The sequence below is a fragment of the Silvibacterium bohemicum genome (genome assembly GCF_001006305.1).
Classification (GTDB): Bacteria; Acidobacteriota; Terriglobia; order Terriglobales; family Acidobacteriaceae; genus Silvibacterium; species Silvibacterium bohemicum.
Map to the genome: position 1 here is coordinate 830316 of NZ_LBHJ01000003.1, position 25689 is coordinate 856004.

The 25689-nt window shown below is 56.7% G+C and carries 21 protein-coding genes; 10 read left to right on the forward strand and 11 right to left on the reverse strand.

Annotated elements, in window-relative coordinates; genetic code table 11:
- Nucleotides 1-58: 58 nt before the first annotated feature.
- Nucleotides 59-1030 (reverse strand): alpha/beta hydrolase family protein, encoded by a 972-nt coding sequence (locus XX99_RS09025; protein ID WP_050059019.1) that lies wholly within the window; start codon nt 1028-1030, stop codon nt 59-61.
- 264 nt (nt 1031-1294) lie between these two features.
- Entirely contained in the window at nt 1295-1690 is a 396-nt protein-coding gene (locus XX99_RS09030; protein ID WP_082125399.1) for a winged helix-turn-helix transcriptional regulator, read from the reverse strand.
- 111 nt (nt 1691-1801) lie between these two features.
- Between XX99_RS09030 and XX99_RS09035 the strand changes: the two genes are divergently transcribed.
- The 5 genes from XX99_RS09035 (at nt 1802) to XX99_RS09055 (ending at nt 9319) form a co-directional block, all read left to right on the forward strand.
- Nucleotides 1802-2248: a nuclear transport factor 2 family protein gene (locus tag XX99_RS09035; RefSeq protein ID WP_050059020.1), complete on the forward strand. Its 447-nt coding sequence runs from the start codon at nt 1802-1804 to the stop codon at nt 2246-2248.
- Between the two features lie 11 nt (nt 2249-2259).
- Nucleotides 2260-2853 carry an FMN-dependent NADH-azoreductase gene (locus XX99_RS09040; protein WP_197081859.1) on the forward strand — a complete coding sequence of 198 codons (594 nt, stop codon included), beginning with the start codon at nt 2260-2262 and terminating at the stop codon, nt 2851-2853.
- 382 nt (nt 2854-3235) lie between these two features.
- Nucleotides 3236-4417: a DUF6361 family protein gene (locus tag XX99_RS09045; RefSeq protein WP_156185881.1), complete on the forward strand. Its 1182-nt coding sequence runs from the start codon at nt 3236-3238 to the stop codon at nt 4415-4417.
- Nucleotides 4418-4680: 263 nt separating this feature from the next.
- The gene (locus XX99_RS09050; protein WP_156185882.1) at nt 4681-6231 is read left to right on the forward strand and encodes a phospholipase D family protein; all 1551 of its coding nucleotides are present in this window, start codon (nt 4681-4683) and stop codon (nt 6229-6231) included.
- Nucleotides 6232-6253: 22 nt separating this feature from the next.
- Nucleotides 6254-9319 carry a DEAD/DEAH box-containing ATP-dependent helicase gene (locus tag XX99_RS09055; protein ID WP_050059024.1) on the forward strand — a complete coding sequence of 1022 codons (3066 nt, stop codon included), beginning with the start codon at nt 6254-6256 and terminating at the stop codon, nt 9317-9319.
- Nucleotides 9320-9351: 32 nt separating this feature from the next.
- On the opposite strand, the gene XX99_RS09060 is transcribed toward XX99_RS09055, so the two are convergent.
- A complete protein-coding gene (locus XX99_RS09060) occupies nt 9352-9588 on the reverse strand; it encodes a hypothetical protein (RefSeq protein ID WP_050059025.1) in 237 nt (78 codons plus the stop codon).
- A gap of 125 nt (nt 9589-9713) precedes the next feature.
- On the opposite strand from XX99_RS09060, the gene XX99_RS09065 reads away from it, so the two are divergent.
- Nucleotides 9714-9911 carry a hypothetical protein gene (locus XX99_RS09065; RefSeq protein WP_050059026.1) on the forward strand — a complete coding sequence of 66 codons (198 nt, stop codon included), beginning with the start codon at nt 9714-9716 and terminating at the stop codon, nt 9909-9911.
- 30 nt (nt 9912-9941) lie between these two features.
- On the opposite strand, the gene XX99_RS09070 is transcribed toward XX99_RS09065, so the two are convergent.
- On the reverse strand, nt 9942-11693 hold the full coding sequence (locus XX99_RS09070) for a hypothetical protein (protein ID WP_050059027.1): 1752 nt from the start codon (nt 11691-11693) through the stop codon (nt 9942-9944).
- Nucleotides 11694-11854: 161 nt separating this feature from the next.
- On the opposite strand from XX99_RS09070, the gene XX99_RS09075 reads away from it, so the two are divergent.
- From XX99_RS09075 to XX99_RS09090, 4 genes are all read left to right on the forward strand, one after another.
- Complete coding sequence (locus XX99_RS09075) at nt 11855-12796, forward strand: DUF4238 domain-containing protein (RefSeq protein ID WP_050059028.1); 942 nt, start codon at nt 11855-11857, stop codon at nt 12794-12796.
- Between the two features lie 217 nt (nt 12797-13013).
- Nucleotides 13014-14936 (forward strand): copper resistance system multicopper oxidase, encoded by a 1923-nt coding sequence (locus XX99_RS09080; RefSeq protein ID WP_050059356.1) that lies wholly within the window; start codon nt 13014-13016, stop codon nt 14934-14936.
- A gap of 173 nt (nt 14937-15109) precedes the next feature.
- On the forward strand, nt 15110-15751 hold the full coding sequence (locus XX99_RS09085) for a copper resistance protein B (RefSeq protein ID WP_231581210.1): 642 nt from the start codon (nt 15110-15112) through the stop codon (nt 15749-15751).
- 83 nt (nt 15752-15834) lie between these two features.
- Complete coding sequence (locus tag XX99_RS09090) at nt 15835-16278, forward strand: cupin domain-containing protein (protein WP_050059030.1); 444 nt, start codon at nt 15835-15837, stop codon at nt 16276-16278.
- Nucleotides 16279-16293: 15 nt separating this feature from the next.
- Here XX99_RS09090 and XX99_RS09095 read toward each other — a convergent pair whose 3' ends face one another.
- From XX99_RS09095 to XX99_RS09125, 7 genes are all read right to left on the reverse strand, one after another.
- Complete coding sequence (locus XX99_RS09095) at nt 16294-17001, reverse strand: hypothetical protein (RefSeq protein ID WP_156185883.1); 708 nt, start codon at nt 16999-17001, stop codon at nt 16294-16296.
- Between the two features lie 117 nt (nt 17002-17118).
- On the reverse strand, nt 17119-17577 hold the full coding sequence (locus XX99_RS09100) for a ribonuclease H family protein (RefSeq protein ID WP_050059032.1): 459 nt from the start codon (nt 17575-17577) through the stop codon (nt 17119-17121).
- A 58-nt stretch (nt 17578-17635) separates the two neighbouring features.
- A complete protein-coding gene (locus XX99_RS09105) occupies nt 17636-18247 on the reverse strand; it encodes a siphovirus Gp157 family protein (RefSeq protein ID WP_050059033.1) in 612 nt (203 codons plus the stop codon).
- 95 nt (nt 18248-18342) lie between these two features.
- A complete protein-coding gene (locus XX99_RS09110; RefSeq protein ID WP_156185884.1) occupies nt 18343-22071 on the reverse strand; it encodes a hypothetical protein in 3729 nt (1242 codons plus the stop codon).
- A gap of 401 nt (nt 22072-22472) precedes the next feature.
- The gene (locus XX99_RS09115) at nt 22473-23678 is read right to left on the reverse strand and encodes a vWA domain-containing protein (RefSeq protein WP_050059035.1); all 1206 of its coding nucleotides are present in this window, start codon (nt 23676-23678) and stop codon (nt 22473-22475) included.
- Complete coding sequence (locus XX99_RS09120; protein WP_050059036.1) at nt 23675-24646, reverse strand: hypothetical protein; 972 nt, start codon at nt 24644-24646, stop codon at nt 23675-23677. Before XX99_RS09120 ends, XX99_RS09115 begins: the two co-directional genes overlap by 4 nt.
- Nucleotides 24643-25641, reverse strand: coding sequence for an AAA family ATPase (locus XX99_RS09125; protein WP_050059037.1), 999 nt, complete (start codon nt 25639-25641; stop codon nt 24643-24645). The genes XX99_RS09120 and XX99_RS09125 overlap by 4 nt, the downstream gene beginning before the upstream one ends.
- Nucleotides 25642-25689 lie beyond the last annotated feature (48 nt).

Sequence of the window (25689 nt, forward strand, 5' to 3'; positions counted from 1 at the left end):
GCCATTGCGGCCTCTCCGCTCAGATATGTAGTCGTGCGCTAATCGGTTGCTCGTCGGGTTACTTAGAAGGCGGCTTGCCAGCCGCAACCAATTGAAGGCGCTCCGCGAGCTTATCGATCGCGTGGCTCGCTACCGGATTTGTCAGGCCGAAGCGATCGTTGCCAAACAGGTTGTATCGTACCTGAGTTACCTTGGGATTCACCGTCGATGGCGCGTGGAAGACCGCAGTTACCGCACGTAGGATGGCCAGGATTTCTCCTCGCTCGAAAATCCTATCGATCTCCAGCCCGTCCTTGTTCTCCTTTCGCACGCTCCCCTTGGTATTCAGGAAGGTCGTGACCGGAGAGGGATCGAAGGCGAATACCTTCTCGACGCGCGGGATTTGATACTCGGCGGCTGGCAGGGAGTAAGCGAATTTCTCCGCCAGACCCGCGCCGAGAGAATGGCCAGTCGACCGGAGATGGACCAGCCTGCGGTTCTCGGGATCAGACTCCTGCATCCTGCGAGCAAGCTCTTCGGCGAAGGCGCGTGCGAACTCATCTCCGGCCACAGTGTACTCGTCCCTCAGGAAAGGGTGGGCCCAATGGGTATTCGCCTTCCAATCGTTCAGATTTGAGGCAACTGTCCCGCCGAACGCGACGACGATCAGATGATCTGATGGTTTCTCCCAGGCCTGCGCCCGCAAGTGAACTTGGTTCATCTTGGCCTGAAGGTCTGCGTTGGGAAAATCGGCCCACATGGACCATTGGTCGCCCAGGGCAGCCTTTCCTGCTGTGAACTTGGCTTTCTCGTCTGGCTTTGTGCTGGTTGGAGATCCATATACGGCAGTGCTCAGCCATGCATAGGGAAGGTCTTCGGACGCGTATACCTGCGCTGCCTGCGGATCGCCAAACCACCGATGCCCAGGCAGCCGGACGACGACCATGTTCGATTGCTGTTTGAAAGCGGGCCTAGTCGTCACCGCAACGGTAACCAGGACGATGATGGCAAGAGCAATCCATCTCCAGTGAGATGCGGCGATTTCAATCATTTGACCCATAACCTCGAATGGTCAAGTTGACTTCTTGAGCCCGATCGTTTCCGCTGACTTTGTCATGTGCGGTCAGCCTGCCTGACCGCACTCGTCTTCGGAAGAGTCTGTTCGTCGTACATGAACAGTTGCGTACGCTCCTCAGCAGTAACGATTCTGGATATACGCTAGATCGCCAAAGCGCTCATGAACGGTTCATCATTACTTCCCACACGCCGACTTGTCGTTAGCGATCTGACAATCGAGCGATACAGCCTATGAAGATCATTCGGAATCGTACTTGGCCTGCGCCTTTCTGACCCGCTCCCAATTTGCCTTAGCCCAATCGACCAATCCCTGCGTAGGCTGAAGGAGGCTCTTTCCAAGGTCTGTAATTTCATACTCAACGCGAGGCGGTACTTCGGGGAAGAGTTCGCGTATCACCAACCCGTCCCGTTCAAGATTCTTGAGGGTCATCGATAGCATCCGCTGCGAAATACCTGGGACCGCACGTTCGAGTTCAGAGAATCGTGCACGTCCTCCGAGCAGGTCGAGCGAAAGAATCAAAAAGATGCTCCACTTATCACCAATCTTCGTCAACAACTCCCTGACCGCCATCGGGTCTGAGCTTTTGCAGACGGCTGCGGGGTCCAGAGAGATGGTTCTGCCCGGTTTCTTCATGACTAACCTCGGTGTTAGCTACTGACGTCAGTGTGCCTTCTTGTTTGAGAGTAGCTTACTCTTTTATAGTCACCCTCGTTGAACATCATGAAGCGAGTGGAGAAACACGGAATGCCCAAGACTAAATACGCTGCCTACAAGGCAGCAGACCCATACTTCAACCTGGTTCGACGTGCTCTCGGAAACCTCGTTGACGGCGAACACTTCTTTGACATCGTCACCGACGACACCATCTACGAGGTCCTCTACGATCTCGGCTGGCCTCGTGTGATTCGGGGACGAGCCGCTTTGATGGATGCGTTCAACGGTTACGTTGAGATCATCAACTTGCAGTCCGCAGACAACCTCGTTGTCCACACAGCAGACACGGGTTATGTCGTTGTCATCGAATACGAAGTCCACGGAACAGTCCTCGCGACCGGCACGAAGTACGACAACCGGTTCTGCTCCATCATCCATCTCGAGAACCGGAAGATCGCGCATTGGAGAGACTATATGGACTCGCACGCAGCGTGGAGTGCGCTGACGCCACGCTCGCGCCAAAGGGAGTCGCTATGAAGAACATACTCATGATTGAAGTCAGCCCCAGAGGAAAAGACTCGGCGAGTCGAGCTGTCTCCAATAAGATCGCGGAAAGGCTCGCGGACCTTTATCCCGGTGCAAAGATCCTACGTCACGACCTCGCAGCCGAGCACCTGCCACATCTGGACGGGACCACCCTCCGGGCCATTTCAACGAGAGACCCTGTGGAGGAGGAAAGCCTAAAAGCGTCGGCCCATCAGTCCGATCAACTGACGAATGAGCTTCTGGAATCCGATCTTCTGGTAATGGCTACTCCAATGTGGAACTTCGGCATTCCGTCTGCTCTGAAAGCCTGGATCGACCTGGTTGTTCGGCCCGGCAGGACCTTTCAGTATTCCGACAGCGGTGTACTCGGTTTAGCAAAGAACAAAAAGGCAATTCTCGTTCTGGCTTCGGGCGGAGTCTTTACAGAAGGTCCATGGCGTTCCTGGGATTTTGTCGAGCCTTACCTGCGCCAGATTCTGGCGTTCATCGGCATCGTGGATGTACAGACAGTTCGAATCGAGGGAATGAATATCCCCCCACTGGCAGCAACTGCCTTGCTGAGGGCGCATCAAGCTCTCGGAGAGCTGTCTCTGTAAAGACGCATCGTGCCAAGTAGAAGAATCGCATGACGAATCGTAAACTATGACTCCTCATAAACGTTTTTCTCGGAACGAATCTCGCTCGCAACGACGCGGTCAGAAGATCCATCCGCCTGCTAGCATCGATAGTTCAGGGTGTGTGTCGCCGGCGATCATTAATAGAACCTCACTTATCATCCATGAGATACATTTTGAAAATGGGAGTGTCTTTGACATATCAAGTATGCGGTCGAGGGAACGATATTCATGCTGAATGTTTTCGTCATCCTGACCGGAAGCGCCGATTACATCGCAACGTTGTGATCAGGTTCAGCCCCGGACACAGAGGACGGGGATGTTAGGGGACTTCAAGAACTTATCGAGTTTCGGCTGGACGTTCATGTCCAGGGATGCGATCGGCCGCGCTGAGGCGCAACTCGATGGGCACTCCGAAGGTGTTCGGGACGAGATCGGCTTTCTACTCATCCATCAGCGCTATGCAGACCGCTTCTTCCCAGGAACCTCAGTGCTGCATACTCGCCTGCGCTACGTGCTCTTCGTTCCATGGATGTACGAGGCACTGCAGAGAGAGACAAAAGTCAGGTCAGTACAGCGTTCAGTTGAACGCGCTGAGGTGCGGCTCGCAGGCCGGCTACTGGACGCTGGAGAGGATGGCGTTATAGGAGCACGTCGTTTTCCTGAGAAGAGCAATCAGCCACCATCACTGATCTACTGGACCGCTCTCGGAGCGTGGGGACTGCTGGGCCCGACGCGGGACGGCGAGCATCTGCCCACGAGATCGCGTATTCACGCCACCCTCAGCTCAGCGACCCGGACAACATTGGATGACGATGGTGTGCCGCTCAACCCCAGCTATCTCCCGTTCGACAAACTAATGCCTGACGCCCCGGATGACTTTGTAGGAGATGGCGAACTCACCTTTGTCCTTTTATTGGACGAGAAAAAGTATCTCCGCAAGAGGCTCAGCGATGTCAGGTCTGTACACCACCCAGGCGAGCCCTCGCTGTTGGCAAAGCTCGCGCTCTTGAATGCCGTTCCCGACGTTGAGCACTGTTGGGACAGTGAGATCTTGAAATATGCCGGGAGGGATAGGGATGCCCTTTTGCGCGCAGGCCAAGCCGCAGCACTCGCAGTGATCGGCCGCGGAGTCTATGCGGCGTTGGTCGAAGAGATCCGGGAGTGCAACGACAGTATCCAGACTTCACGCCTCCATCGGGATAAGCTCCCATTGATATTGGCGGAACATGCAGAGGAAGCTTCTAAGCTCAACCTGTTGGGGCTCCAAATGGATGGGATCGATCTGTCGGAGCCGTTCTCTGCAGTTCTCACAGAAACCCAGGACTGGATTCACAGGAAAAACGGACCAGTTAGGGACCTTCTCGATTGTTATCGAAGGGCCGAATGCCGTCGCAAGGGCCAACGAGCGCGCCTGTCTCAAAGTCTGAAAGGCAGGGAACTGCGGCGTGTCTGGGAGAATGAGAAGCATCCTGGGGCGAAACCCCTGCACTATCGATGGCACAATGTGCATCGCCTGCTTAACGACCTAAATGGGGCCGAATGAAAACTGGAAAGGAGTGGTCGCCACAGTCGTACCTCGAAGGACTCAGGCCCGATCCCGGTTGGATCGTCGAAACCGCACTTCTCGCCACCTACTCTGCGGATGTAACGTCGATCGCTGCCGCTCTGCTATCGATGGCCGAACGGGACGACGATCGAGGCTCAGGAAGCCAGGCTGATCTCGCCGAGGCAGTCACGGACCTTCGAGGGAAGGTGCGGATTGTCCTGCAGCAGGGAAGGCTCAGTAGCGCGAATAAGCGATCAGACGTGACGGCGATCTTCGATCAGTTCCTGATCGAGGTTCCATTCGACCAAAATACCCATAGCTGGCATCCAAAGATGGCGTTCGTCCGCTTTTCCAATCAGCAAGGAGAAGTGCGCTGGCGCTTATGGCTCGGTAGCCGAAATCTGACTGTTGCCGCGAATCGAGACCTGGGGCTGCTGCTCACTGGTGGCGTGGCGATTCAAGGAGGAGTTCGGATCGACGGTCTGGTCGATGTTTTTGACAAGCTTGCAAGTTCGGCACAACTGGCTGAATCAGATCGAATCAGGCTGGTACGCGAACTGAAAGACGTGACCTGGAACGTTCCAGCAGGGCTCAAAATCAAGAGGATTCGTCTTACCGGTGGCCAGGGGAACGATCCACTTCCAGTCGCCCCAGAAGGTGTAACTGAAGTTGCCATTGTCAGTCCATTTCTGCACGGCGTCTTCCTGAAGACAATTGGAACGTGGGGCGGTGGTCAGACACCGCGAACTCTCTTCTCAACTCAGACAGAGCTTCTCAGGCTTGCGGCCCAACCGGGAAAACCGTTGGAGGCCTTCGCCAGTAATCTTCTCTCTTTTCAGAAGCCGATGAACGACTGGACCGAGGAGGATGAGGACGAGACTGGTGACGAGGTGGAGATCGGAGCGGAGGAGGCTCCGATACTCGGGCTTCACGCGAAGATCCTTGCCGCTCGGACTGCCAGGAAGGTGTTTCTGTGGATCGGCAGCCCCAACGCAACGACCAGGGCTTGGGAAGGTCGAAACGTAGAAATTATCGCGGAAATAGAGGCCGACTTAGGATACTGGGAAGGCCTAAAGGATCTGCTGGGCCGTGGCCTCCCGTGTCCGCTGGAGCAGTTGGTAAAGGAAGGCTTTATTGAAGATCAGGTCCGGAAACGTCTGGAAGAGGCCCGTAACTCAGTGGCATGGTCCTGCCGGACTGCTACGCTGCTGCGCGACGGGGATACTTTTAGGCTCGAAGTAGATCACGCTCCCCATCCGTTAGATCATGAGATCGCACTGCACGTCGGCATGGCCACAGGATCGCTTGTCCCCTGGATGCAGGCATCGACGATGCTCGAACTCGGGACATTTCCGCTGGCGTTACAGACAGAATTGGTCCAGTTGCGGTTGTCGCTCGAAGGCAGCGAGTGTTGCTGGATGCAACGGTTCCCGGTGACGCCACCCCTGGATGCAAATCGTGACCGGGCGGCTCTAGCGCGGTACCTGGGACCAAAGGCATTTCTTGCGTGGTGGCGTTCGCTGATCGACGGTGGCTCCGTTGAGGGCGAGGCGCCAGCGTGGGATGCCCCGGTCAACTCTCAGCAGGCCACAGGCTCCCTGAACAAAGACCTCGACTCGCTGACAATCGAAAGTATGCTTGCCTGCTGGGCACGGGATCCTGCCGCGTTCGAGCGCGCAAACATGCGTGTCCAGGATTATCTCGATCTGATTCTGGATGGATCGTATACGGAACAGCAGCACGAGATGGAGCGCCTTCAGGAACTCAGGTCTATCTGGAACACACTGACAACGGAGCTTCTGGAGAAGTGACGAGCGCCATGGTGAAACCCGCATGAGCGCAAGCCTGAAGCGCTTTCAACAAGCAACGGTCGAAGTCGCTTGCCGGACCCTGGAGGACGTTGCTGGGCCGCGCCGCTTCCTGGTTGCCGACGAGGTTGGCTTGGGCAAAACGGTTGTTGCACGCGACATCGTAGCGCGTCTTTGCAAACGCCAGAGCCGGCCTCTGCTTGTTTATTACGTGACCAATGGCCAGCGTGTTGGTAACCAGAATCGCGGCAGGCTTGTTGATTTCCTCCCCAGGGAGGAGCGGAAGAATGCGCTTTCGAATATCGATCGCCTCGGCCTGATTCCCTTCGAAACAGCTCGCCCGAAGGCCAAGGTCAGACTCTATGCGCTCACGCCGGCCACCTCCTTCCCCGGTGATCAAGCCCGGCTGCACGGCGGGCGAAAGGAGGAGCGAGCATTCCTTCGGGCGCTCCTGGGATGGACTTACCCGCAACTGATACGGAGTTTGCCGGAGGATCTGCTTCGGGGCACAGCAAGGAAGAACTGGGAACAACTTGTGGAGGCCTACCGGCACGCGAGATATAAGCCTGAAGAGCGATTCCTTCGCGCCTTCCGATCGGCGGTCAGCCAGGAATTCAAGGGTGATCCATACGCGAAAATCGTTGAAGCTGCGAAGACCGAGACGAAGGGCAGGATCATCGGACGCTTGCGCCGTGCTCTCGCGCACGCGCAGTTGATATTCAGCCCGCCGGATCTCGTGATCTTCGATGAGTTCCAGAGGTATCGAGAGCTTCTCACTCCCAATGGACTGCAGGATAAGCTCATGTCGCAACTGCTCTGCGGAGCCAATCCGCCTGCAGTGCTGCTTCTCTCCGCGACGCCCTACAAACTGTACGCGGGGCGGTGGGAACAAGCTGCCGGCGCAGATCACCACAGGGAACTCTTTGAGCTCATCGAGTTTCTTGGCGGAGATCATGGCAAGGTGATTCGTCAACGCGCGATGAGCGCCTTCTCGGATTTCGGTGACAGCATTCGCGCCATGGCGAGGATCCCAAGCGAGTCCTCAGAGTTCGACGCACACAGAGTCTCTGCGTCGGCTCAGCGCACAACCCTGCAAGGCCTGCTTGGTCCGCTGATGTCCAGGACGGAACGTGAGGGCAGAGATGTGTCTGACGGCAGCCATACTGTGCCGCTTGCTTGCGAGTTGTCTGCGGAGGATGTTCGTGTCTACCGTCATCTGGTGAACTCGTTCAAGAAGCAGCATAGAAGCGAGGCACTTCCTTACTGGCTCTCGGTGCCATTGCCGATGCAGGCGCTTGGAAAGCGCTACCAGGCCTGGAAACAACGGATATCACTCAACGACAGCAAGCTGACGAAGCTGACATTGGAAGACCGTAAGAAGCTGAAACCGGCGGCGCATTGGCCACACCCAAAGCTCCGCGCGCTGCAAAGAGTCCTAAAGTCCGACAGCCTGGCTCTTCCTTGGACGGCACCTTCTCTGCCATGGTGGTCGCTCTCGGGAGATTGGGCCGGAGAGACGCCAGAAAAGCTGTTGCTTTTTAGTCGCTTCAAGGCAACGCCTCAGAGTATCGCCGCGTTGCTGAGCCTGGAGGTCGAAGCCTCCTACTTGCCGAAGAAAAGGGGCTACGAACTCGCGTGGCGGCAACGCCGTCTGCAGGCTGGAAAGGGAAGAATGCCGATTCTTGCCCTTTTCCATCCTTCTCCGTTCCTTATCGGAGCAGTGGATCCGATGAAGGCACGAGGCGGAAACCTTCGGAGTGTCCGCGCTTCGGTCATGGCGCAACTTCTGTCAGCGCTCGATAAACTTGGCGTTCAGATTGACAAGGCAACCGCCAAGGAGCGAAAGCGGAGGCGACCAATCTGGAAGATCATCTCTGCGCTTGACCTCCGGGCGGGCTTCAGCGCGATGAGCTCTTCCGCATGGAAACAGGTTGCGGCTGATGACGTCCGGCTCCTCGGATGTGTCCAACAGTGGCACAAAGCCTCCACCGTGACCTCGATCAGCTCGAGTGAATTGCGTGATCTGGCTACTATCGCGCTGTCTTCGCCGGGGGTGGTTGCTGGACGCGCACTTCGGCGCCACTATGCTCAGGCACTGGCTCCGGAAGGGTTCCACGACCTATTGCGGCTATGTTGGCATGGTTTGCGTACCTACCTGGACAATCCGGTCTTCTTTGCTCGTCTTAAGGGGCGAACACCGGCACTGACGTTGCAACAGGCCGCCCTGTCCGGAAATCTTGAAGCGTTGCTTGATGAGCATTTTTGGCTTGCCCGGCAGAGCGGATCAGAGGATGGAGCAGAACTTGCGGAAGACTTGTGTTCAATACTCGGGGTTACCACCGGTTCGTTCTCATTCCATCCGATTGGTAGCAAATCCGAGCAGCGCATACGAGTCCGCTGTCACGCCGCGGTGCCTTTCGGTGGAACCGACCATGAACTCGATTCGAAGGCGGGTACAGGTGTGACCCGTCCCGTTCGCTCCGACGAACTCCGTAAGGCTTTCAATACTCCATTCTGGCCGCATGTGTTGGCAACGACCTCCGTTGGACAGGAAGGCCTGGATTTTCACGTATGGTGCGGGCGTGTCGCTCACTGGGATCTTTGTTCAAGCCCTCTTGATCTCGAACAACGGGAGGGACGCATCCAGCGATACGGTGGCCAGCTCATTCGGCGCAGCCTTGCGAAGTCTCTGGGGACGGAACTACTCAAGAAAGACCTGCACGGAGGTTCTGTCTGGCCGGAGATTGAGAGGGCCGGGAACTTAGAGAAGTCCGATCTCAGTGGCCTTAGCCCTTGGTGGGTTTTGCCGGAGACAGGCGTCACTCGCTACATATTCAGGATGCCCCACAGCCGAGATGAGGCAAGATTCAAGGCACTGCAGGAGCAACGCCTCCTCTATCGCCTCGCCCTAGGTCAGCCCAACCAGGAAGACTTCGTCAACGTGCTAATGGCGAGCCATGCAGACAAGTTTCCGATCCTCAGAGAACTCGCGCTCGATCTGTCAGCGTTTGGCCGCGAGAAGACTCAGAGCGGTGAAGAAAGAATAATGACTCCGCTGGTTCACGAGGCAACGGTGCAGGCCCGACGCTAGATGCGAGCATCATGTGTCTCCTTGACCTGCGACTAAGCCTTAAGCCCTAAATCCTCGATCAGTTTGTCGAGGATGGATGCCGGCACCGGAGCTTCCCCATTGGCAAGGGCCTCATGAAACGCTTTCGATTCTTCCGGAGTACACAGGGTGCGAACTGGATAGACGATGACATTGGTGGAGACGACGCGAAGGCTCTTGGGTTCGGTGCTGAACCACACCTCAGATTGACCATTGTTGATGCGCTTCGCCAGGAGTATTCGATCAGCCATATAGACAGTTTAGCCGGAGAGCCGTTGCCAGCAAAGAAACCGAGCAACGAGAGAGCTGGCAAGGAATGCCCCCTGCCAACTCTTAGAATGTTCTAGGAGCGATCTCAAAGAATTGAGGAGTGAGTATGAGTAACTATTTTGTGGTGGAGGATGGTAAGCAAATCGCCAGCCTTGCCAGTTTGTATGGAGCAGCGAAGCTGTGGGAAGAGAACCAGGCTCGGCGTGTCTATCACATCGCTCCGACTGGGCCAGTAGGGCCTGATGCGTGGCAGCGGGGCGAAGAAGTAACACCGATTGATTTGCGCGAGGCTCTGAATACGTAGTCCGAAGATGATTCTTGCCGAAGGATGTGGTCAGCTTCCTGGATACGGCACGGTCTGCGTGAGTTGTTTCAACTGGGCCGCGTCGCTCCAACTGATCGAGCCGGTCGCAGAGATCTCTCCTACGCCATTGAAGTCAGTGATCCTGCCGATGAGGTCCCCCAGCGTCGGCCGGTCAGCATCGAAACGGGATGCCCGATAGAGATTCGTAAGCCGAGCTGCCAATGGTCCAACCTCGCTCCATGTGTTGTCCGGATTGGGCCGACTCATGGCGTACGTGCCGGGTTTGGCAGCAAGCAACACCAGATTTGTTGAGTGGAGATATGGTTGCGAGTCTGCGACGTGTTCCTGTAGGTCTCCAAGACGGGAAAGGGCCGATCCGGGGTCTCCGTTGGATCCAGCAAAGAAGAAGACATTCAGGCCCTTGTCGGAGACGATTCCAAGCTCCGAACGCATCCGTTCGAACTCATCCATGCGAAGGCACCCATCAACGATGAGAGCGAAGGGGACGTGAGCCTGAGTCAGTTCTGCGTAGAGTTCGCGTAGAGGAAGAAAGCCCTGTGGGAGCGTCTCCAGATTTGCGTCCAGCGCATTCGCCAAGCGGGCGAGATCGCCGATGTTGCTCCCCACCGACCGGTCGAGCAGCTCTGGGGAGCGCGTTGATAGATTCCTAGGGATCTCCGTTGCGGAACCGAGGATGAGCGCGATATCGCCACTGGGCCATGTCATCGAATGGCCAACGTAGTAGGCGACCAGGAACTTGCTGTGGTTGGCCTGGACGGCACTCGTTACCTGGGCGACGAAGCCTTTTACGCCCTGTTCGGTCAGCGGTTGCTGCTCCGTGCTGATGAGGTCCATCGTCGCCACCGGACCGTACTGAGAGAGCGCGCTATCGACCAACCGAGCTGAGTCCGCGTTCCAGTCCTGACGGAGTGTCACTAACTTCGGATAGTGGCCGGACGCGATGGTCACGAGTGTCCAGTTGGTTCCCGGTTTTGCCGGGGCCGGACTCGTACTGGAAACGGTTTGAGTGTGCGGCCGAATCGGTGTGAGGTTGACGTCTGTGGGCTCGACTCCCAAGTGAGTGAGGATGAAGTGCGCGCTGCTGGCCTCGAATGCGAAGATCACGGGGTCAAGCATCTCGACACGAATCTCACCCTCCTGCGTCCTGCTCGCATCGATCCGGAAGTGTTCCGAGTCTTGATTCGATTTTGGAGCTTTCTGCCAAAGAGAACCCTGGTCGCTTCCTTTGCGTTTCAGGACATAGGTGATCTTTCCAACGTAGGATCTCGTAATGACAATGGGATCCGTTCCTTTATTCGCCGCGCTTTGTGCTTCTTGAGAGGCCAGGAGCTTCTTTTTAAGGGCGGGCACGTCCATCTCGAGGATCTTGCCGTCGCTCACCTCTAATTCGAGTCCAACCTCCTGCTTGCTGGAGGCTGCTTCATTCAACCAGGGCACGCCAAGCGAGCCGAGCGCATTGCCAGCTACCTCGTCATTCGCAGTAAGTTGAAAGCTATCTCCAGTATGGAGGTCTGGGTCGTTCGCGTCCGCGGGGTTGAGGATAAAGAGTTGTTCTGTTGCGAGGATCGTACCGGGGTAACGCGATGCAGCCGGCGGAAGATTGATGAAGAAGTCCGCAGCGCGCTCCTTTGGAAGGTTGAGCGCAGAGGCGAGCCGCGTGCGGAGATCCGCGTGCCTTGTGAAGAGTCTTGGAAGGAAGAAGACGAGAGCTGCAAGTACGACCACTGCAGCGAGGGTTAGGCCGACTTGCTTGCGCGACATTCAGTCCACCTTTCCAGCTAATGTCCCATAGGCCGCAATTCTAAAGGCTGTCCCGATAACTGACAATAAATACGCCAGCTTTGGGCTTGAGCCGGTGCTGGACTACGCCTCATAGTGTTTCGCAGCCTCGTTCTCAACACAGCGCCGAGTAGACTTTATGCATGAGCGCGGTAGCCAAGAAGCTGCACCATTTCGTCCCAAGGTTCTATCTCGACGCATGGGCGGTGGATGATAAGGTTTGCTGCCTGCAGTCGGGCAGGGTCTTTCAGCCGAACGTCAGAAATGTAGGAGCAGAGAACCACTTTTATCGGCTGAGAGAATTGCAACCGTCCGATGTGGCCTTCATCCACGAAACGGTTATCAACGATTCGCCTGAGCGGCTTAAGTCGATGCACTTGCAGCTGCTACAACAGTTCATGACGCCGCATGCAGCGAAGGCGCATTACCAAAAGGAGTCATCGAGCCATTCCGGAATACTGGCGGCAATCGACAAGGACATTGCCGAGGCGAACGAGAACTTTCACGCGAAGATTGAGCAGTCGTTTCAACCTTACCTTGAGAGTCTTCGCGGCGGTGATCTTCGCTTCCTTTCAAACGACAACGATGGAGTGGCTTTCTATCGCGGTCTTGCCGTCCAATACACCCGTACCAACCATCGTCGGCGTATTGAGATGCTGATGCCCATCGAAGAGCGGTCGAGATTTGAACGAACTGCTAATATCATCTCGCACATGCTCGCCCTGAATCTTGGTTACAGCCTTTTCAACGCTCATCCACGTATGTCGATCCTGCTGATCGAGAACGAAACAGATGTGCCGTTCCTCACAAGCGATCAACCCATGATCAACATAGCTGCGAAATTCAATGACCATGAAGCTCCCGTGGCCTTCGAAGGCTACTATCCCGTCTCTCCCTGGAGGGCTCTGCTGATCTTAGAAGCCGGTAGCGAGTTCTATCCTCGGAATGCATCGGTGACAGCGATGGAAGCTCATCTCTGGAACCTGAGAATTGCGAGTCGCGCGTACCGCCAGGTCTTCTCCTGCAGTCGCGAGCAGCTCGAGACCGTCAGAGCGGATCTCCCCGTCTTCGTAGACTCGCTTTAGTTTGGGACTTCCCATCAGCGCAGGATCAATCCTGCAAATGTCTAACCCGTTTCTGCAAAGTTTCGGTTATCTCCAGTCCCGCACTGTCTCGGTGAGCGAGGATGGATTTGATGTGTCTCCAATCACAATTCATCTCGCATTGTTCCATCGATAGCCAGGAAAGATGCACCGCGACCCATTCGTCTCACATCCCATCGAAGGTCATCCGAGAGCGGACATGACCATCAAGCCTGAGGCGCACAAGCAATTTATCTTAGACCGCCGCCGCTTCCTGCAAGGGATGATCGCTGCTGGTCTTGTGACTTGGAATGCAGGCTTGGCTAAGGCCGCTACCGTATTGCATCCACCAACCGAATTGAAGGGAAACCAGTTCGATCTCGTGATCGACACACTCCCGGTGAACTTCACGGGGAAAGTTCGCACGGCAGTCGCAGTGAACGGTTCAGTCCCAGGCCCTACTCTTCGCTGGAGAGAAGGCGACACGGTCACGTTGTCAGTGACGAACAGGCTCAAGACATTCACCTCCATCCACTGGCATGGAATGCGTATTCCCTCTGAGATGGATGGAGTTCCCGGCTTGAGCTTCGAGGGCATTGGACCGGGGCAGAAGTTCACCTACGAATTCACGGTGAAGCAGAATGGTACCTACTGGTATCACAGCCATAGCGGATTTCAGGAGCAAACCGGGCTAAGCGGTGCGATCATCATTGATCCTCTGCTCTCCGAGGCGGAAGCTCCCGAACACGACTACGCGATCCTGTTGTCGGATTGGACCGATCTCGATCCAAACTCCATTCTGAGCAATCTCAAGGGAGACAGTGACTATTACAACTACCATCGTCCGAGTCTGAAACAGTTCTCCCGCGATGCGCACGCCGATGGATTCTCCAAGGCCCTGGCGCAGCACATGGTGTGGGCAAAGATGAATATGAGCCCCTCGGACATTGCCGATGTGTCCGGTAGCGCATATTCCTACTTGCTGAATGGTGCGCCTCCATCCAGCCCTTGGTCTGCAATGTTCGCGCCGGGACAGAAAGTGAGGCTGCGCTTTATCAACGGCTCCGCGATGACGTTCTTCGATGTACGTATCCCCGGTCTGAAGATGATGGTAGTGGCAGCGGACGGCAATGCGATCGAGCCAGTCACTGTCGACGAGTTCCGCATCGGAACTGCCGAAACCTATGACGTTATCGTTGAACCAAAGGACGAAGCGTACACAATCTTCGCCCAGGCGGAAGATCGCACCGGATTTGCTCGCGCCATCCTGACACCGAAACTTGGCTTGCTTCCTGATATCCCACCGATGGACCCGCGCCCGATGCGAACGATGTCGGACATGGGCATGAAGATGACGGGCATGAAGATGAGCGCCAACATGGACATGCCCGGCATGGATATGACGAGTATGGAAATGCCAGCGATGGATAAGTCGAGCAGTGGCTCTATGAAAGGGAATCAGGGTTCGATGTCCAACATGAGTGTGCACTCGGATACATCGATTTCAATGGGAGTCGGAGAGGCGGCTTCGGTGTCATCCTTCGAGTCGAGCTTTCCCTTGCCACAGCCTGGTCCTGGCGTGTTGCCCATAGCCTCAGCCGAAGGCAAACAGATGATGCCTGCGGACCATCCGGCAAAAATTCTCCACGTCGGCCCTGAAGTGGCCACGGTTGCGTCCATGACCTCAAGCCGGCCTGAAGACCCGGGCGACGGTCTTCAAAACAATGGGCGCCGCGTTCTTACCTATGCTGACCTTCGTGCTCGTTACAGCGGAGTCGATCGGCGCGCCCCTTCTCGTGAAATCGAGCTGCACTTGACCGGGAACATGGAACGCTTCATCTGGGGCTTCGATGGAAAGAAGTTCTCTGAGGCGCCTCCGATCACATTGGCCTACGGAGAACGCGTTCGGATCATTCTCATCAATGACACCATGATGGAGCATCCGATTCACCTCCATGGACTCTGGAGCGAGCTTGAGAATGGTCATGGTGAGTTCAACCCGTACAAGCACACACTCATCGTGAAACCAGCGGAGCGGGTGAGCTATGTTGTTACTGCGGATACGCGTGGTCATTGGGCTTATCACTGCCACCTCATGTACCACATGGAAGCCGGGATGTTTCGAACGGTGATCGTGCAATGAGGTCGTCGTTGCGAGTATTCCTTCGCCCCATCGGGCGACTCGAAAACCCCTCGTGTCAGAGGCTTCTGCTGTTTGCCGCACTTCTATGTGTTGCGGTGTCGACTCAACTTGCACTTGGGCAGATGCCCGCCAACCCTCCGGGATCAGATCGTTCACGTTGGGACCCGCCAGTGATGGACAATCGAACATTCTCACACGTTCTCCTGGATCAGTTCGAAGGTCGCAGTGGCGGCTCAAACACGCGATTCCGCTGGGATGGCGAGGGTTGGATCGGTACCGATTGGAACCGGCTGTGGATCAAATCCGAGGGCTTTGTGGATCATTCGTCAGTCAGTGATGGCGATCAGGAGTTGCTCTACGATCGACCTATTCCTCGGATGAAATATTTCGACGCCCAGGTAGGCGTGCGTGCTGACCTGGACTCGGGGCCAGCTCGCGTATGGTCAGCGGTAGGCATTGAGGGGCTGGCTCCTTACTCCTTCGAGTTCGCACCGACTCTTTACATTCGCAACGATGGCCGAGTGGCGGGAAGGATCAATGGCGCCTACTCTCTTCGTTTCACGCAGCGTACGGTTCTTGAGCCACAAGTTGAACTCAATTTCTACAGCAAGGATGATCCTGAGCGTGAGATCGGTTCCGGCTTTAGCGACCTCGACAGCGGCCTGCGTCTGCGTTACGAGATCAACCGGAAGTTTGCACCTTATGTTGGCTACACCTACGAAGGCGCATTTGGCGGCTCTGCGAAATACAGGTCGAACAACGGGGAGGCTGTCGGTACAAGTTCATTCGTATTCGGCGTGAGGATCTGGCACTAGACGCTCTTGCTTCGGTTGTGTTGCTTTCTTCGACCGACCCTTCATCCCGGAGTTTTACTCCACAACTTTTGTGAGAACGCCATATGAATGCCTTCGTACTACAGCCGATAGAGTCGTACCACCTGCTTGGGGAGCTTGTCGAAGTCGTCCTCACCGGTGAAGCAACAAACAATGCGACTTCGATCATCATTGAAACGACCCCTCCTGGTGGGGGACCTCCCCCGCATATTCATCAGAACGAAGATGAGACGCTCACGGTGCTGGCAGGCGAGTTTGAAGTTCTGTCACACGATAGCTGGCTCCCGTTGAAGACAGGTGAGATCGCCTTTCTGCCAAAGGGAACACTCCATACATTTCGAAACTCAGGGAAAGATTCTGGCCGCATTGCCGCTGCATTCTTCCCCGCAGGAATGGAGAAGTTTTTCGGTGAACTTGCAGACGGCCTCACACTCGAGAACGCGGCCGAGAAGATTCTTACTATCGGCGAAAAGTACAAGGTGAAGTTCTTCTTGTCCCCGCCACAATAGCTGACTAGAACGCATCTACACTTCGTCGCCATCATCCTCATCGATGTCCTGGTCGTCTTCATTGAGGGATGCGAACGCGGCGCGCTCGCGTTTGTCCCGCCGCACATCGAGCAACTGTTCGCCAACGGTGTGCTTCGGCGAGTAGCAGTATTGGAGGTAAGCCTCAAAGAGGCTCTGGCTTCGTGCACCGCGTTCGAGGATCTTCGGAAGATGGTTCTTGTACATGGCTGCCAAGGCTTCCGGCGTGATGATGTAGGAGCGTCGCTTGCCTTCGAGCGAGATCGTCGCCTGCAGCCAGCCCTGATCGATCCAACTGCGCACTTCGTCCGTTCGTACGCGGAGCGCATGGGCGAGACTTTCCAGTGAAAACCTGTCGCATCGAATCTCACGAATGCCGAGACCATTTCGCACGAGCATGCTGCGAACGGCCCTGGGCGTCCGCTTAAGCTTCTTGGCGATCTCCTCGATGGTGAGCTTGACCAGCGCTTCGCGGACGTACTCGATCTCCTCCTCGGTCCATCGCCGATGATCGACACTCGTCTTCAGGCCATGCTGGATGACGAACCGCCAGCACTCCTGCTTTGGCCGGCCCGAGTGGCGCTGCAGGCGCACGACCAACTGCTCGAGCTTGTTGCCGCTGAGGACCTTGGCGTGCGCCACCAGCGACATCGCCTCCGGTCCCCAGCGCGGAGGACTCGATGTGGTTTGTCCCAGCCTGCTCATGAGCCTCCTAAGAATGATCACGTCGGTTGCTGAGTTCCGCAGTCATCTATAGAGCCACCCAAAATGCGAAATGCGAACAAGCATGGTAAGAATGTCGCAGTCTCCGACTACATGAACTCAGGCAACTAACCTCCTCGCAAGCCAGGTCCGGCGGGCTTCCATGTACGCAAGCGCATCGGCTTCGGTCTGTCCGGGATGGCCATCGTGCCCGCGGACCCACCGCCATTCCACGAAATGGTTGGCCCTCAGGATCAGAAGGGTCTGCCAAAGTGCCTGGTCACGCAACGGCCGGCCACGAGTGTTGCGCCAGCCCTGACGGAGCCATCGGTCCGCCAGATGCCGCATGCCACGGATCAGATACTCGCTGTCGGAACAGAGAGTCACCCGCGATCCGAAGTCGATGGATTTCAGTGCTTGGATAGCGGCTGTAAGCTCCATCTCATTGGCTGTCGTATGTTCGACCGCCCCCGAGATCCGCCATCGTTTTTGGCCGCATGAGAGGACCGCGGCCCAGCCCCCAGGTCCGGGATTGCCGATGGCTGAGCCGTCCGTCACGATATGAATGTGTTCTCGCATCTTTCTAACCTCGATCTCCGCTTCGATTGCGGAGTGGCTAGGTTCCGAAGGTTATGGGTCACGCAACGCGGAGGTGGACTCCACGCCGGACCGCAGCTCCCGGTACCTCTTCCTGGTCCGCCGCTGCTCTCTTAATCGCGTCAGCGCTCGGCTTCATCTGCCGTATGCAGGCACTGAGTTCTCTGCGGGTCTCATCCGACAGATACGAAAGCAGCGCCTCCCAGAGCTGGCCGGGGATCTTCGCTTCAACATCCCGGAACACCAAAGGAATCTGCGGCTCATCGAGAATAACCAGTGAGTCCTGACTGTTCTTCTGCAACCTCAGTGTGAATTCCTTTCCTTCGATCTTTCGCAGGTTCCTACTCTTGAGGTAATAGAGCACCATCCCCTTGGTGCGATCTATCTTGTTCTCTGCGGACCGGGCGCGGTCGGCGAGGCGGTTCGCCTGTCCACGGCAATACGCGGCTCTGGCCTCCATGACGCTGAGGAAGTGGCCGATCCGGTCGACCTTCTCGCTGTAGGCGTCACAGAACTGCTGGAACCTCTGCATTAACTCGGGACTTACTTCTTCCGTCTCTTCAGACTCGGCCTGCTCCTGGATTTCATCGAGGAGGAAGTCGAGTTCGCGATCAAGCTCGAATATTGTGTTGTCTTGGGCAACGAAAGACATGGGAACTCCTTGTCCACTGGGCGCAGACAGGTTGCGGTCAATCTGTGTTTCAGATTTGTCTTGGATTGAAGGGGGCGTCGCCATCGCCCCCAGGTTTATTGAACTTTGCCGACTGCGGCATTCGCCGACGACATCCCGCTGTGCCAATCGAAGGAGTAGTTCAACTGGACACTAAGCGAGGACCGGTGCAGGCTTGAGCCGATGCCGTGCTGGTTGGCCTGGTAGAAGAACAGGTTATAGCTCGGCCCAAATGTAAAGTTCGCAGGAAGAGTGAACTGGAACGAGTTGTTCCACTGAAAGGCGTAACGTGTGAGCAGGCTTGAAGGGTTAGATCGCTCGTATGCGAAGAAATTGCCGTATGCCGTGCCCTGATAGAGAAAGAGCGTCTTCCTCAGGGAATTGACAGGGTAGCCTTCCGGAAACGGCTGCTTGCGGAAGTGATAGGTCACCATGCCCATCAGGTACCCACCAGCATTCTGAGTGTAGGTTGCGTAGGATGCGGTCAACGGTCCGGTTGGATTCAGGGACTTGGCACAATCTGCCAGTGTCATTGAATGGGTCAGCGAACACTCCGTTTGGCCGGGAGCCGAAATGCCGGAAAGAACGTCATGGACCTTTTGCCAGCTATATCCCACTTCAAAATAGTTGAAGTCGCTCTTCTCCATGCGGGTGCCGACATTCGCGCCAATGGTCTCTGTTCTCTTGGTCGTCAGCTCGAAATCGACAGACGGAGCTCCGCTAGGCGGCGGAGTTGCAGGTGGGGCACTCGCGAGGAACTGTGTGGCGGATGCGACGTTGACGGAGAATACTCCAGGCCGGAGCACGAGTGGCTTCCAGTTGCTCTTTGCACTCGTTTGAAAGTCGAAAAATGGGCTCTCGACAAAAGAGTTCGCGGGGAAGGAAGAGGCAGTGCTCGAAATGGGGACGCCCGCGGTGGTTACCGCAGTGGAGGGTGTAGTCGACCCAAGGATAGTGTGGGTCAAATTAAACTGGCCGTCGATGCCGAAGTCAGAGAAGCAGAAGGCACACCGGCCGCGTCTCAGGTAGTGCTCGATGCGGCCGTCCGCCACAGACGTGAAGGTATCGCTGTGCGCGGTGGCGACGTTGGGATTGGAGACACCGCCCAGATTGGCGCCGATATTCTGATCGGACTGGCTCGGTTTTGAAAAAGAATACCCGACCGCGACCTGCTGTAAGACGATGTGTGTGAACGGCTCAAACTGCGCCAATGAGCTCAGAGTTGGCAATGAGGGTCCGGGCTGCACGTCTTTAGGCGTGGGATCGGGCTTCGAGAACAGACTGCGATTCGAGTGAGTGACCGTGATTGGAGCAATCTGCGGTGCTGCTGCCACCCGGTCAGCTTTGTTGACCTGCCCTAGATACGGGGCTTCAAGACTCGACACCTCCCAAAGAGACGTCTTTCGCGGAACGCCCGGTAGTCCAGATGTGACATTGGCAATGTCGGCGATGTTGATGGTGCGACCGTGATGCCAAAAGACGTCGGGGAAATGCTGGTCGGGCGAGGATAGCGATGAGTAGTCCGAGGTTGTGTTGGCAAGGTTATCGGAAGTGGCAACGGAGTAGAGTTTCGCTTGGTCGAGCGGAACTCCCCTCACATAGAAGGTCTTGCCGCGCTGATAGATTCCTACGATCCTCAATTGCTCGGCTCGCCGGACGGTCGCTAGTGTCTGGTACGTGCGTGCCTGGTTCGTTTGATTCTGAGTCAGGATAGTTGTCAGCGTAGAGCCAAGCAATGTGACGCGGGTGAGATTGCCCGCATTCCACAGCGCCTTGATGACCTGCTCCGACGTTGGCGATGTAGGGGACGCCGGTGGGAGGAAAGAGTCCGGCGTGATCCCGCTCCGCTGATAGTCGAAGTCCTTTGCTTCAAGAATGGCAATATCAGCATGCATTGAGTGGGAAGCGTCATATAAAGATTCCCGCATCTCTTCGAGCATCTTGCATTCCCAGGTCGGCTGAGGCTGATCGTCGCAAAAGGTGTTGTTGGAAGACAGCGTCGCAGATTGGAGCTTCGAATACTCTTTCGCAGCAGGCGTGTTCGTAAAGTTTGAGTCGTCTTGGGTGAGACTGAGTCGCGCGACACAACTCTGAATGCTGTCCGCCGAATCGCGAAGGCAGTCCTCTTTCTGGAAGATAGGACCGGGCGTAACCACGGGGATATACCTTCCCTGGGTAGCAGGGTTTCGGCCTGCGGTGGACAGGGTGAGCTGAGGTGTGGATTCAACGACATCTGCTGCGGACAGGATGACGCTTATCTGCGTCGAGTCGTTCTCTATATGGTCATGCGACGTCATATAGGCATACGACGTCACACCGAGACTGTCTGAGAGGGACTTTGCTTCACCAGGTGTCATCTGTGCGAGCACAACCGCAGTCGCCTTCTTGGAGGAGTTGAGCTGGTTGTAGGCATGGACGGCCTGCGTCACTGCTTGGGCAGGGTCTCCGGTTGCCACCTGCATGGGAGGTCCCGGAGGAGTCATTTTTTTTGAGGACCACTGTCTGTTCGCAGTGGAAAGACCGTTGAGAGTATCAGGAGCAAGGGCAGAGAAGACCACATAATCGCCGCCTGAGGAATTAGTGGCTGTAATCCATGCGTGCGGGAAGAGCGTTCGCTGCACGGTGATTGGGGAACCGCTGTCTGTGCACACATACTTGTGATCTTTGACGGAAAAGATGCAAATCTTCACCGAATTTTCCGGGAACAGCATGGCCGCGGGTGAGCCCGCAGCTTCAGCTATCACGCCGTTCGGGGCGACGGGAATAAACTTGGGGTCCTTCAACGTATACCGGACGACCGTTGTTGCGGGAGACTCGGGAGATGCGTTGCTACCCGAAGCCATGTTTAATTTATTTACTCTGTCTTGTTCTGTTTTCTGCGTCTGTTCGACGTGTTCTGCGCTGGTGTTTGTAAAGGCCTTTTCCTGGCTCCAGGGGATGCAATCTTTCGGGGTGGACTTGGGATCGATAGGGCAAACCAGGGCATCTCTACCGAGATCAAACCGGCCAGTGGGCACAGAGACGGCGATCGAAACAGTCCACGGATAAATAGAACTCGAATCGGGCCACGCGAGAGTTGGCAGAAGAGTTGAGCTCGGGCCCGCCGGCTGGGTTGGGCAGGTTCCTGCCCCACCCCCACCAGCGCCACTTCCACCGGCCGATCCACTCGATCCCGACGCGATCGCGGTCGACACCTGATTGGGCAATAAGGGCAACGCTGGAGTGGCAGCAGGATAGGAGAGGCACTCGGGCGAAGGCGTTGGCTGGACAACGAGATTGTTGGCAATCAACGGCACTCCGGCATCCTCTCCTATGGCGCGCAGGTATTGAACGCCATAAGCGAAGTCTTCTTTGCCAGGCACCACGGCGTCGTAGGATTTACCCATCAGCTGCACAACGTGGTTCTGTCCGGGCTTGGGCACGGTCCGCTGCCCAACCATATTGGCCGGAATATATTGATAGTCGGGTGGGTATGCGGCTCCACCTGGGCAAGCGTCCAGCTTGCATGGATTCCAGAGCAAGTCCGGTCCGAAATTGTCGCCCATCCCAACCAGAATGGATCGGTAACTCAGTTTCAAGCTGTTTAGGTTGTCTGCTCGTTGAGCGATGTAGTCGTGGCACTGAACATCGGTCAAGCCGTTGCAGAGCTTCTGAGTTCCCAGGAAACCGTCCAGTTGGCCCGTGTAGAGAATGCTCTTTTCCTGATCTGGAGCAGGAACGGCGGCTGGTGTCTGTGAAACTCCGGTCATAGGCAAGAGGCACAGGAATACAACCACTCCGAATGCTGAAAAGCGTCTGGAATGCATCGATCGATCCTCGCAAAGCAGCGATACTAGGGGACAGAATCCGACATCGCCGTTGCTTGGGGCAGTTAGACGATAAGCCCAAGTCTTCGGCGGCTCAAGGCATCAAAGAACAGCAATCAAAACACCCTCACGTCGCATCGCCGACTGGTCGGTGTTCTGACAGGTGTGAACCCGATCTCAATGGTTGGCGGCGTGGGAAAATACTGCGTCATTTACTCTAACGCGAAAACCGTGCTAACTCCTTTAGATAATTTTCTCTATCTTCTTCGCACAGCAGAAACATCGACAGCCTGGCACGGATAACTCTTCTTCGTCTTTCTATTTACTTTCCGTTAATAAATTCGGGATGCGCTCCGGAGCCTTTGTGGAAGCTCCGGAGCCGTGACTCTACGGCCCGCAATCTATGCCGCTTGCATGGGAACGATCTGCCCGAAGTTGACGTGTTGGGATCCGGTGGTTGCCCAGATGACTGGATAAGCGGGTGCATGCTCGGGCAGGGTACCGTAGAGGTCGGTCAGAAACACCGCGGTCTGCGGCTGAACGTGGTTCTCCTCGACCCAATCGAAACAGGGACGGAAGTCGGTTCCTCCCCCGCCCACCGGACGTAGGCTGATCTGCTGCCCAGCCTCATAGACTTCGACCTTGTGGACCTGGGTGTCGAAGTAGACGACGTACACGCGCTCGGGCCGCTGTCCTTCGAGGATCGAGCGGACTTCGGCTTCGAACAGAGAGAGTTGCCTCGAGTTCACCGAGCCGGAGCAATCGACGAAGATCACGACCTCTCCCACACCCTCACGCTGGACGCCGGGAAGGTACAGCCCTTGCCAGATGTGCCGTCGATTCGGTCTCATCCACGAGTAGTCGGATGGAGTGGTTTCAGACCATGCACGCCGCAGCAGCTCCCGCCAATCGACTCGGGCCTCTTCCGCTCCCTGCAAGCTGCGCTCAAGGCCCGCAGGCAGCTTCCCGGCAAGTTTCGAGATGGTCTGTGCCTGCTCGACTGCGATCTGCCAATCCCGGGCCTGTTCGTCTAGATTCTTGCCGTCGGCGTCCTCTGCCTCTGGAGCATCGAGCACCTGGCCGAATCCTCCCGGTGTCTCCGGCGCGCTGGGTTCGTTCTTATCTCCGCCGCGGCCGTCCTGACCCTTCTCTGAGCCGCTCTTCCGGTCGTCATCCTGCTGCTGACCGCCGCCATCCTCCTCTTCCTCGATCAGGTTGTAGATGCGCTCTGCGCTCATGCCGCGGAAGCGGTTGTCGATCAGGACGTCCTTTGGCAGCGCCAGTCCTGCATCGATCACCAGAGGATTGATGGCATAGTCGCATGCCATGTTCCATCGCTTGGCACTGCGGTTTCCCCGGCGTACATGGTGTTGCAGTCCGGGATGCAGAACCTCGTGCGCAAGCACTCCGTTCAGCTCCGCTGCGGAAAGTGTTGCGACGAACTCCGGGTTGTAGAACAGCGAGACCCCGTCGGTGGCCATTGTCTTCACCGAGGAGGTCTCGCGTCCCTTGAGCCGGAACAGCAGCGTGCCAAAGAATGGATGGTCGAGCAGGAGAGTGGTGCGCGCCTTCTGGATTCGTTTTACGGCTGCTGTCTCCTGTCTCATAGCGTCGCCGGGACCTCCATGTAGGCCGACATGTGGGCAAGGATGTCGGAGACCTCAGGTAGAGGAGAGAACTCATTGGCAGGTTCGACGATGGGCTGTGAAATCGGCGGTTGTGAACGCCGCGATTCAAGCACCTCATCGATCTCTGCAACGATACCCGCGGCCTCGCTCACCGTGGCAGTCCGCAGCACGTCGTCCTTCTTCAGGTCCTGCGCCGTGTAGTTGCACAGTCTGTCGCGGATCTGGAGAGCGAACCGTTCAAGGTCGGGGTCCTGGTTCACGTTGAGTTGCGGCAGGAGTGATACGAGATCGAAGATGTTGGTCACCATCGTTGCGTGGAACCGGGACTCCGGCTCGCTTAGACGGTCGACCATATGCTTGACCACCTCCCTCATCCTCTTCCAGAGGTCCTCCGTTCCCTTGGTCAGAGACTGGCGGACGTTAGCGTCGATCTCGCGCGCGACCCGCGTCTGCTCTTCGGCCGACATCTGCACGCGGAAGTCATCGCCGGTAGGAACAGGCAGGATTTCGAGCTTCACGCTGAATTTCTCGCGCAGCTTCTCAACGGAGGGATAATCTTCCTCGCGGAACAGCCCTCCCAACTCCGCTTTCGCTTCGCGGATGTAGTCCGGGTAGACCTCAAGAAACTGGTCGACGGCGGATACGAAGCCTGCCTCGAACTCGCGCATGCGCGTGGTTAGATCGAAGTAGAAGTGCGAAGGCAGAAGCCGGAATCCTTCATCCGACCACGGCAGCGTGATCTTGTAGAAGTACTGGCGTATCTGTCCGGCGAGCGTGCGCAGCTCTTCGAGCTTTCCCGCGCCCATGAGGAGTTGCTTGTTGTAACGTCCCGCTCGCTCGCGCGCGCCATTGCGGTCGGCGACGTCGCGGCTGACTTTGCGGTCGTGTTTGGTTGCGGTCCATATGCTGATATGGACCGCGGCGAGCATGGCTTTCTGGGTAATCATTGGAAGACCTCCGCTTGTTCCACACCGAAGCGAACGAACTCCGGTGTGTGGGTGATGGCACGGTCGCGCGCTGCCGCATCGCGCATGGCGAGCACGCGCATTTCGGTGGGCATACGGTCGAGATATCTCGTACCCTTCGTGATCGACTGGTCCGACATGGCACGCCCGAGAGCAGTGGCAATCGCGATCTGTGCCGATGGTTCGTCAGGGAGAGGCGCGGTATCCGGGGTGAGCAGGATCTCGTCGATTGAGGGCAGTTGACGGAACAGCCGCAGGAATCCAACCAGCTCCGCGGTCGCAGCGGGGCCAATCGTGCCCTCGAGCATCTGTGCCTCGATTGCGGAGTTCGGCGCCGTCCCGCGCGCGGTCAGTCCCTTGAGGACATTCGAAGCCATCTCCCAAGAGCGCGGCGTCGCCCATGCGTTCTGGTCCGAGGTGGCGTCCGCGTCGTGGAGCAATGCAGGCTTGAAGCGCAGAAAGGCGATGATCTCTGGCCGTACTCCGCTCCGAACGGCCCACTTGCACCAGTCGGAAAGATCGGGTTCGAGATCGAGATGGACAAACCGATTCCGAAGCGGGCGAGGCATGGAGAAATGCACCCCGCGTTCGGAGGCTGGGTTGCCGGCCGCAAGGACAACCCAGTCATCCGGGAGTCTGTATTCGCCGAGCTTGCGATCGAGGACAAGCTGATAGCAGCCCGCCTGGGTCATCTGGGGTGCGGCAGTCAACTCATCGAGGAAAAGGATGCCTCTCCCGCTGGTGGGCAGGAACCTGGGAGGGACCCATTCCGTGGAGTCGCCCACGATTCGTGGGAGGCCGCGAAGGTCAATCGGGTCGAGCTGCACCGCGCGGACGTCGAGGAACTCGTAACCGAGTGCGCCGGCGACCTGCGATACGATCTGCGACTTGCCAACGCCGCATGCGCCCCATATGTGCAGAGGCACACGCTCACCGATCAGCGCAAGAAGCGCCTCGTAAAGCATGGATGGTTTCATGGATTGTCCTTGGAGACAGGGATGTAAGGGGAGACTGGGGGAGTCTTG

Excerpts from the sequence above, each read along its gene's own strand:
- XX99_RS09125 (WP_050059037.1), bottom strand. The coding sequence starts at position 25,641 with ATGAAACCATCCATGCTTTACGAGGCGCTTCTTGCGCTGATCGGTGAG.
- XX99_RS09095 (WP_156185883.1), bottom strand. The coding sequence starts at position 17,001 with ATGAGCAGGCTGGGACAAACCACATCGAGTCCTCCGCGCTGGGGACCG.
- XX99_RS09060 (WP_050059025.1), bottom strand. The coding sequence starts at position 9,588 with ATGGCTGATCGAATACTCCTGGCGAAGCGCATCAACAATGGTCAATCT.
- XX99_RS09110 (WP_156185884.1), bottom strand. The coding sequence starts at position 22,071 with ATGCATTCCAGACGCTTTTCAGCATTCGGAGTGGTTGTATTCCTGTGC.
- XX99_RS09030 (WP_082125399.1), bottom strand. The coding sequence starts at position 1,690 with ATGAAGAAACCGGGCAGAACCATCTCTCTGGACCCCGCAGCCGTCTGC.
- XX99_RS09040 (WP_197081859.1), top strand. The coding sequence starts at position 2,260 with ATGATTGAAGTCAGCCCCAGAGGAAAAGACTCGGCGAGTCGAGCTGTC.
- XX99_RS09105 (WP_050059033.1), bottom strand. The coding sequence starts at position 18,247 with ATGTCTTTCGTTGCCCAAGACAACACAATATTCGAGCTTGATCGCGAA.
- XX99_RS09025 (WP_050059019.1), bottom strand. The coding sequence starts at position 1,030 with ATGATTGAAATCGCCGCATCTCACTGGAGATGGATTGCTCTTGCCATC.
- XX99_RS09080 (WP_050059356.1), top strand. The coding sequence starts at position 13,014 with ATGACCATCAAGCCTGAGGCGCACAAGCAATTTATCTTAGACCGCCGC.
- XX99_RS09045 (WP_156185881.1), top strand. The coding sequence starts at position 3,236 with ATGTCCAGGGATGCGATCGGCCGCGCTGAGGCGCAACTCGATGGGCAC.
- XX99_RS09120 (WP_050059036.1), bottom strand. The coding sequence starts at position 24,646 with ATGATTACCCAGAAAGCCATGCTCGCCGCGGTCCATATCAGCATATGG.
- XX99_RS09085 (WP_231581210.1), top strand. The coding sequence starts at position 15,110 with ATGGACAATCGAACATTCTCACACGTTCTCCTGGATCAGTTCGAAGGT.
- XX99_RS09070 (WP_050059027.1), bottom strand. The coding sequence starts at position 11,693 with ATGTCGCGCAAGCAAGTCGGCCTAACCCTCGCTGCAGTGGTCGTACTT.
- XX99_RS09035 (WP_050059020.1), top strand. The coding sequence starts at position 1,802 with ATGCCCAAGACTAAATACGCTGCCTACAAGGCAGCAGACCCATACTTC.
- XX99_RS09055 (WP_050059024.1), top strand. The coding sequence starts at position 6,254 with ATGAGCGCAAGCCTGAAGCGCTTTCAACAAGCAACGGTCGAAGTCGCT.
- XX99_RS09115 (WP_050059035.1), bottom strand. The coding sequence starts at position 23,678 with ATGAGACAGGAGACAGCAGCCGTAAAACGAATCCAGAAGGCGCGCACC.
- XX99_RS09090 (WP_050059030.1), top strand. The coding sequence starts at position 15,835 with ATGAATGCCTTCGTACTACAGCCGATAGAGTCGTACCACCTGCTTGGG.
- XX99_RS09100 (WP_050059032.1), bottom strand. The coding sequence starts at position 17,577 with ATGCGAGAACACATTCATATCGTGACGGACGGCTCAGCCATCGGCAAT.
- XX99_RS09065 (WP_050059026.1), top strand. The coding sequence starts at position 9,714 with ATGAGTAACTATTTTGTGGTGGAGGATGGTAAGCAAATCGCCAGCCTT.
- XX99_RS09075 (WP_050059028.1), top strand. The coding sequence starts at position 11,855 with ATGAGCGCGGTAGCCAAGAAGCTGCACCATTTCGTCCCAAGGTTCTAT.